Below are 5824 nucleotides of genomic sequence, written 5' to 3' on the forward strand. Positions count from 1 at the left end.
ATTATCAGCAAGTATACCCTCAACCTTCAGCTCCAACTCCAGCTCCAACTCCAGAACCAGAACCAGAACCAGAACCAGAACCAATGCCTACATCTCTGCCGCCTTCAGCAGGGCCAGATAATGAGTGTTGGGGAGCACCCACAACTCCTCGTGGAGGAACTAGAGTTACGTGCCCTGAATCGCGGAATTATAGATATAGACATAGATAATGTTTAGGTGAAATCAAGGGTGTCTAAAATTATGTATCAACTGAGATGGCATTGGTTACTGTCGGTTTGTTTGGTGTCTGTAGTTGGACTAGGGACTTCGTCTGAAGCTTTTGCTTGGGAATCGGTTCAAGGTGTCTTGAAAAATAGTGATCCTGACCATAGTGGTTCTGGTAGTCCAGAGACTGTACTTCCGGGTAATCGTAATCCCTGCAATGAAAACCCGATTTTGATTACGCCCCGATCGCTTCCCTTAGACTTTGATTCTGAGGAGTGTATGGCTGAGCCGATAGATCCTGTCCAAACCGCAGCGGAGATGCCCAGTTTATGGTTTTATATCCCAGATCAGTATGCTGAACTGTACGAATTTGAGTTAACCCTGTCTCAAAACGGTCAGCGGGTGGATACCCTGTTTCTCGATCCGGTCTGTGCAGCAGGATTGATGGAGGTGCCCATTACCACGGCGTTGCCGGAGGGCGATCGCGTTCAGTGGGAACTAATGGTGATGGTGGAGCGCTTTGCAGGGCGATCGGGGAATCCTCGGGTGACTGGGGACATCCAGCGGAGCAGTACGGCCACTTGGTATGACCAACTGCAATCCCTCGATCCAGAGGGCTGGGATACGATATTGACCGAAGCGGGGCTGGGGGCGATCGCTCCCCAAACCCCAACGACCGTCTGCCCGCTAGAGGCACCCTTCTAGAGCCAATTGCCCACCAGAACAAACGGGGCCCAGTGGAAGGGTTTGATCTGGTCTCCTTCCTGTATTAGCGCTACTTGGGCTCGGCGCAGGGCCTCTGCCTTAGAGGGGCTTTGCGCCAATTCTTGGTAGAACCGAGCCATTAGCCGAGCCGTGGTGGCATCATTGACGACCCATAGGGTTGCCAATGTACTGCGCGCCCCAGACTGCACCGCCATCCCCGCTAAGCCCAGGGCCGCTTGGGGATTGCCATCTGCGGTTTTGCAAGCACTCAGCACTAACAGCTCGATGGCTTGAGGTAAGGATTGATCGCGGGTGCCTAGGATCTGACTGAGGTCAGGTAAGGAGATTCTTGTATCCCAGGCTAAGATAAACGTATCGTTTAAGTCATCGCTAAACTCACCGTGGGTAGCTAAGTGAACAATGGCGGCGGGAACTGATTCTACTCCATTGGCTAGGGCAGCCTTGGTAAATGCCTCGTTGCGCAGAATGTTGGCTTGGGTGTAGGTGGCGATCGCCTCTAGTTCTTCATCTACGGCTGGGAGGGCCTTAAAGCCGGACAAGGCCTCCGTAATGCCTGCGGTGAGGGTGGTGACTGGATTGAGATCCGGTTGGACTGGTGGCAAGAGGGACAGCCCGGGGTTGATAGCCACCGCATAGCCCTTTTCGACTAAAAACTGCTGTCCATCATAGAGTGCCGCCACGGGCAATTGCCGCAATTCTTCATCGAGGACAAAGACCAGAGTAGAAATGTCGGCCGGTTGTAAGGCCGCTTCGTAGGGGGCCACCAACCAGGTATAGAGCTGCTGGGCCAGGTCGTAGCCGCTGAGTAGACCATTATCGGTGGCGAGATCAAAGAATTCGCTCTCTAGGGCACCGCGAAAGTAATCGAGGGTCATGGTCACGGTTTGCCGATCGACCTCTACGGCATAGTGCTGGAGAGCGTCGCTGTTGGGTAATTTGAGAATCAGCTCTAGGCGATCGCTGAGCAGGATGGTGTAGATAAATGCCGTATGAGGAGCCGTTTGATCTACAAGGCGATCGATAGTGGCTAGGTCGGTAGTGTTGCAAGACTGCCGCAGATAGTTTTCAATTTGCAGCGTCTGCAGGGCATCAATCGTCTCGCGGGCCTGGCGCAGGTCAGGATTGCTGGCATCAGACTGGAGGAGCTGGGCCACGAGGGCCCGATACACCGGCTCCACCTGCCGCTGAAAGGAAAACTGGAGATCGGCATTGGCCCACACTAAGTCACGGCGCAGAGTTTGCAGGGTATTGACCGCTGTTCCATAGGCCGCGATCGCCCCCTCGCGGTTGCCTTGCTGTAGGCGGAGATGACCTAACTGGGCCTGCCATTGGTAGCTCAGGTCTGGAAAGTTGTGGTCTTGAGCAAGTTGTAGTGCCTGGGTCAGCGATCGCTCTGCGGCGGTACAGGCCCCCTGAGCTTGATACCAGCGACCCAGATATCCCAAAGCCCGAGACTGCGATCGCCCATCCTCCAGCGTTTGGGCACCCTGATAGGCTTGAGTGAGCAGTTGGGCAGGCAGAGCCTGATGATCGGGGTCTCCGGTACATCCTTCAGCAGGGTCGAGCTGCATCAACAGCCCGTGGGCTAAGGAAAGCTGCTGATCAATCGTAGTCCAGCGGGGTGGTTCAGCGAGCAGGGGACGGGCGATCGCGTCCGGATCCACCTCCAAGGGCTGACCGGCGTAGGCCTGCAGGGTAACGAGGCGAATCTGGGCTTGGCGTTGGTGGGGCAAGTCTAGGGTAAATCCACCGCAGTCGTAGGGGCTGAGAATCTGCCGATACTGGTCGAGGCTGCGCTGGGGTGACCGTTGGGCATCGTTAGAAAGGCGGAGATTTTGGGCCCGGATATACTGACCGCGATACAGATCCCCCAGGCCCAGCAGCGCCTGACTTACCCATTCCGGCGATCGCGCCTCACAGGCCGCATCTCGTCCTTGGATGAGTAACGCCTCAGCTTCCTCCATCTGTGGAGCCACCACCTGCTCCACCTGACCAAGGTTAATCAAGCCCCTAGCTCGTAGGGCCGCGTCTTGCTCATAGAGGCTCGGCAAGAGAGCGGTGAGCTGCTCTCGGGCTTGGCGATAGAAGCCAAGAACCTGGAGGGCCTGAACTTGGTTGAGATGGCTCTTCAAGGCCGCAGTAGTTTGGGCGATGGACTGATAAAGATCGGCGGACTCAGTCCAGGTTTCAAGGGCGGCCCGGGGATCGCCGGTTTCAAAATACTGCTGACCCAGGATATCTAGACCTTGGGCCAGGGCTTGGGTTCGAACAGGAGTAGGCGGTAGATCATCGAGACGGCGCAGGCTAGTCTCGATGGCAACATCGGCGGCCGACCATTGGCCGAGAGCCTGCAGGGCTCGGGCCTGGTTGCCGCGGGCGATCGCTTCTTCTAAACCATCGTCCTGGCGCTGGAAGGCCTCGGCGGCCTGCTCCCAAAGGGCGATCGCGATTTCATACTGCTGGTTGTGGTACGCCTGTTCCGCCTGCTGCAGCCACTGGGCTGGATCCGAGGGCTGGGCCTGGAGGGGCCGGTGTAGCCCAATCGTTAGGACAAGGCTGGTCATCAGCAACGCAAGGGCAGAACGCCAGCGGCTGGGAAAAAATGCACGGTAAACCATAGGATTGCTGTAGATGCAATGATTTGACTGGGCGTGGAGCCTGATGATGGGTAGTAGATGATGCTTGGGTAATGAAGATTCTCGCGAAGCTTTAGTTCTAGGAAACCCAGCATTGAGCGCCGGTGGGGGATTGGAAGAGGGGATCTGAGGCGCGATCGCTCGGGGTGCTGTCCTCTAGCTGTTCCAGATCGGGGATGGTCATGAGGCCCACTTGGGGCTGAAGAGGGCTGGGGTGGAGGAGGTCGCTGGGTAATCCGCCCTGGCCAACGTTCTGAAACGAGCTCGTGGTTCGCACCGGTTGGGATAGCCCCTGCTGGGCGCGGCAACCGGTGGCCAGGGCATCATTGAGAAAGTCCTCCGGTAGATCCGCCGGGCGTAGGTTATCGCGGGTAATCACTTCAACCGTGCCAGGGGTGCCCGTGACAGCGATCGCTGTAAAGTCACTTTCCGGGGTGACAACGCCCTGAAACTGCCGGAAGCCAAAGATGCCGCCGCCCACTTGGGCTCGGATCAGCCCCCCCTGCCCCGACTGCGCATCAGCTAGGACGTCACTATTTTGGTCTAGGGTGGTCACAATAGAACCGCTCACATCAAAGCGAATATTGCCACCCTGTCCGCTGATGGTACGAGCCACGATGTCACTTGCCGACGCCATGCGAATTGAGCCATTGCCCAGGGTGATGTCAATGGTGCTGCCGCGACCGCTGATATTGGACGCATTGATATCGCTGTTCTGCCCCATCCGTAGGTCATCCTGGCCGAGGGTGAGCTGGATATTTCCCCCAGTGCCTGAATCGGTGCGGGCCGTCAGTTCGCTACTACCCTGCAGTTGCAAGCCGCCCCGCTGTACTCGTAGGGTCACATTGCCGCCACTGCCGCTTAGGGTAGAGGCTTCGACGCGGGTCTGCTGCAACTGCACACCTTGGGTCATATCTAGCGTGATATTTCCGCCGTTGCCGGTGGTGGTGGTGGCACTGAGGGAAGAGCGATCGCTGTCCCATTGGTTGGCATCAATGGTCAGGGCCCCGGCAGATCCATCGGTGGCTGATACACCCAGTTGGGTCTGGGAGAAGTCAATCTGGGATGTGGTGAACCGGATTCCCCCCGCATCACCTGAGCCGGTAGCTTGGGAGAAAATCTGGCTGTTGTTGAGCATGATAGTTTGACCTGGCTGGGTGGTGAAGACAATGCTGCCAGCGGTACCGTCCATGGTGGAAGCCTCCACGGTGGTGCGGCGTAGGCGGGCATCTTGGTTGAGGGTAGCGGTGATATTGCCACTGATGCCGGTGGTGGTGGTGGCGCTGAGGGTAGAGCGATCGCTGTCCCATCGGTCGGCGTCAATCGTCAGTGCTCCAGCAGATCCATCGTTGGCAGACACCGTCAGTTGGGTCTGGAAGAGGTCAAGCTGGGAGGTGGTAATGTCTATCCCGCCCGCATCACCGCTGCTGCGGGCTCGGGAAAGAATTCGGCTATTGTCAACAGTTAGCTGTTCCCGAGCCGTGAGCCGCACCGTTCCTGCACGACTGTCTCGCGTTGCCGCCGTTAGCTCCGAGTGACCGGCGATGGTGATCTGGTTAGCCTGGAGGCTTAAATCGCCTGCCAGCCCCGTACTCAACGCCGCCACCGTCACCCGGCCGCCGTCTAGCACGTTCACCACCTGCGCCCGAACATCAATCCCGAGGGCATCGCCACTGCCCTCGGTGCTAAACCGCAGCGTGCCGTTTTGGATCTGTAAAACATCGGTGTTCACCCGCAACAAGCCGCCCTGACCCGATCCTGCCGTAAAGGCAGACACCAATCCTCCATCTTGAATCTGCAGGCGATCGCTCACAATCGCAAGCCGTCCTGCATTACCTGCCCCTCGGGAATCGAGCAACAGTTGGCTATCGTCACCCTCCACGGTCACCGCCTCCGCCCGCACCGTCACATTGCCGGCCCGGCCACCCATCTCCGTCTGGGTGGACAAGACCCCGCCCGATTCGATGAGCAACGATCCCGTCGTCACGTCAACATTTCCCGCCTGTCCCTGACTACCCAGGGTCGATTCCGTGAGAATGCGTCCACCGTCGCTGATCTCAATGCGATCGCTCTCTAGGCTTAAATCCCCCGCATTACCGGTGCTGAATCGGGTTGACGATGAGATCGCGCTGCCACCTTCGTTCCCTGCCCCGGTGACCAGCACTTGCTCCGCCCGAATATTGAGCTGTCCGGCATTGCCAGAACTGACGGTTTCTGTGGAAATATTTGCCCCATCTGTTACCCGCAGGATGTCAGTT

The 5824-nt window shown here is 57.7% G+C and carries 4 protein-coding genes; 2 read left to right on the forward strand and 2 right to left on the reverse strand.

Translation table 11 applies throughout. From position 1 onward, the window contains the following. Both V6D20_19410 and V6D20_19415 read left to right on the forward strand, forming a co-directional pair. Positions 1–216, forward strand: a 216-nt coding sequence (locus V6D20_19410; protein HEY9817951.1) for a hypothetical protein, incomplete at its 5' end; no start/stop codon positions are given. 24 nt (positions 217–240) lie between these two features. Further along, positions 241–909, forward strand: a complete 669-nt coding sequence (locus tag V6D20_19415; protein ID HEY9817952.1) for a DUF928 domain-containing protein — start codon at positions 241–243, stop codon at positions 907–909. On the opposite strand, the gene V6D20_19420 is transcribed toward V6D20_19415, so the two are convergent. Together V6D20_19420 and V6D20_19425 are read right to left on the reverse strand one after the other, a co-directional pair. Further along, positions 906–3548 (reverse strand): CHAT domain-containing protein, encoded by a 2643-nt coding sequence (locus V6D20_19420; GenBank protein ID HEY9817953.1) that lies wholly within the window; start codon positions 3546–3548, stop codon positions 906–908. The two genes, V6D20_19415 and V6D20_19420, sit on opposite strands and share 4 nt — an antisense overlap. 97 nt (positions 3549–3645) lie before the next feature. Then, a partial coding sequence (locus tag V6D20_19425; protein HEY9817954.1) for a hypothetical protein occupies positions 3646–5824 on the reverse strand: 2179 nt, incomplete at its 5' end.

This window comes from Candidatus Obscuribacterales bacterium, assembly GCA_036703605.1.
Taxonomy (GTDB): Bacteria; Cyanobacteriota; Cyanobacteriia; order RECH01; family RECH01; genus RECH01.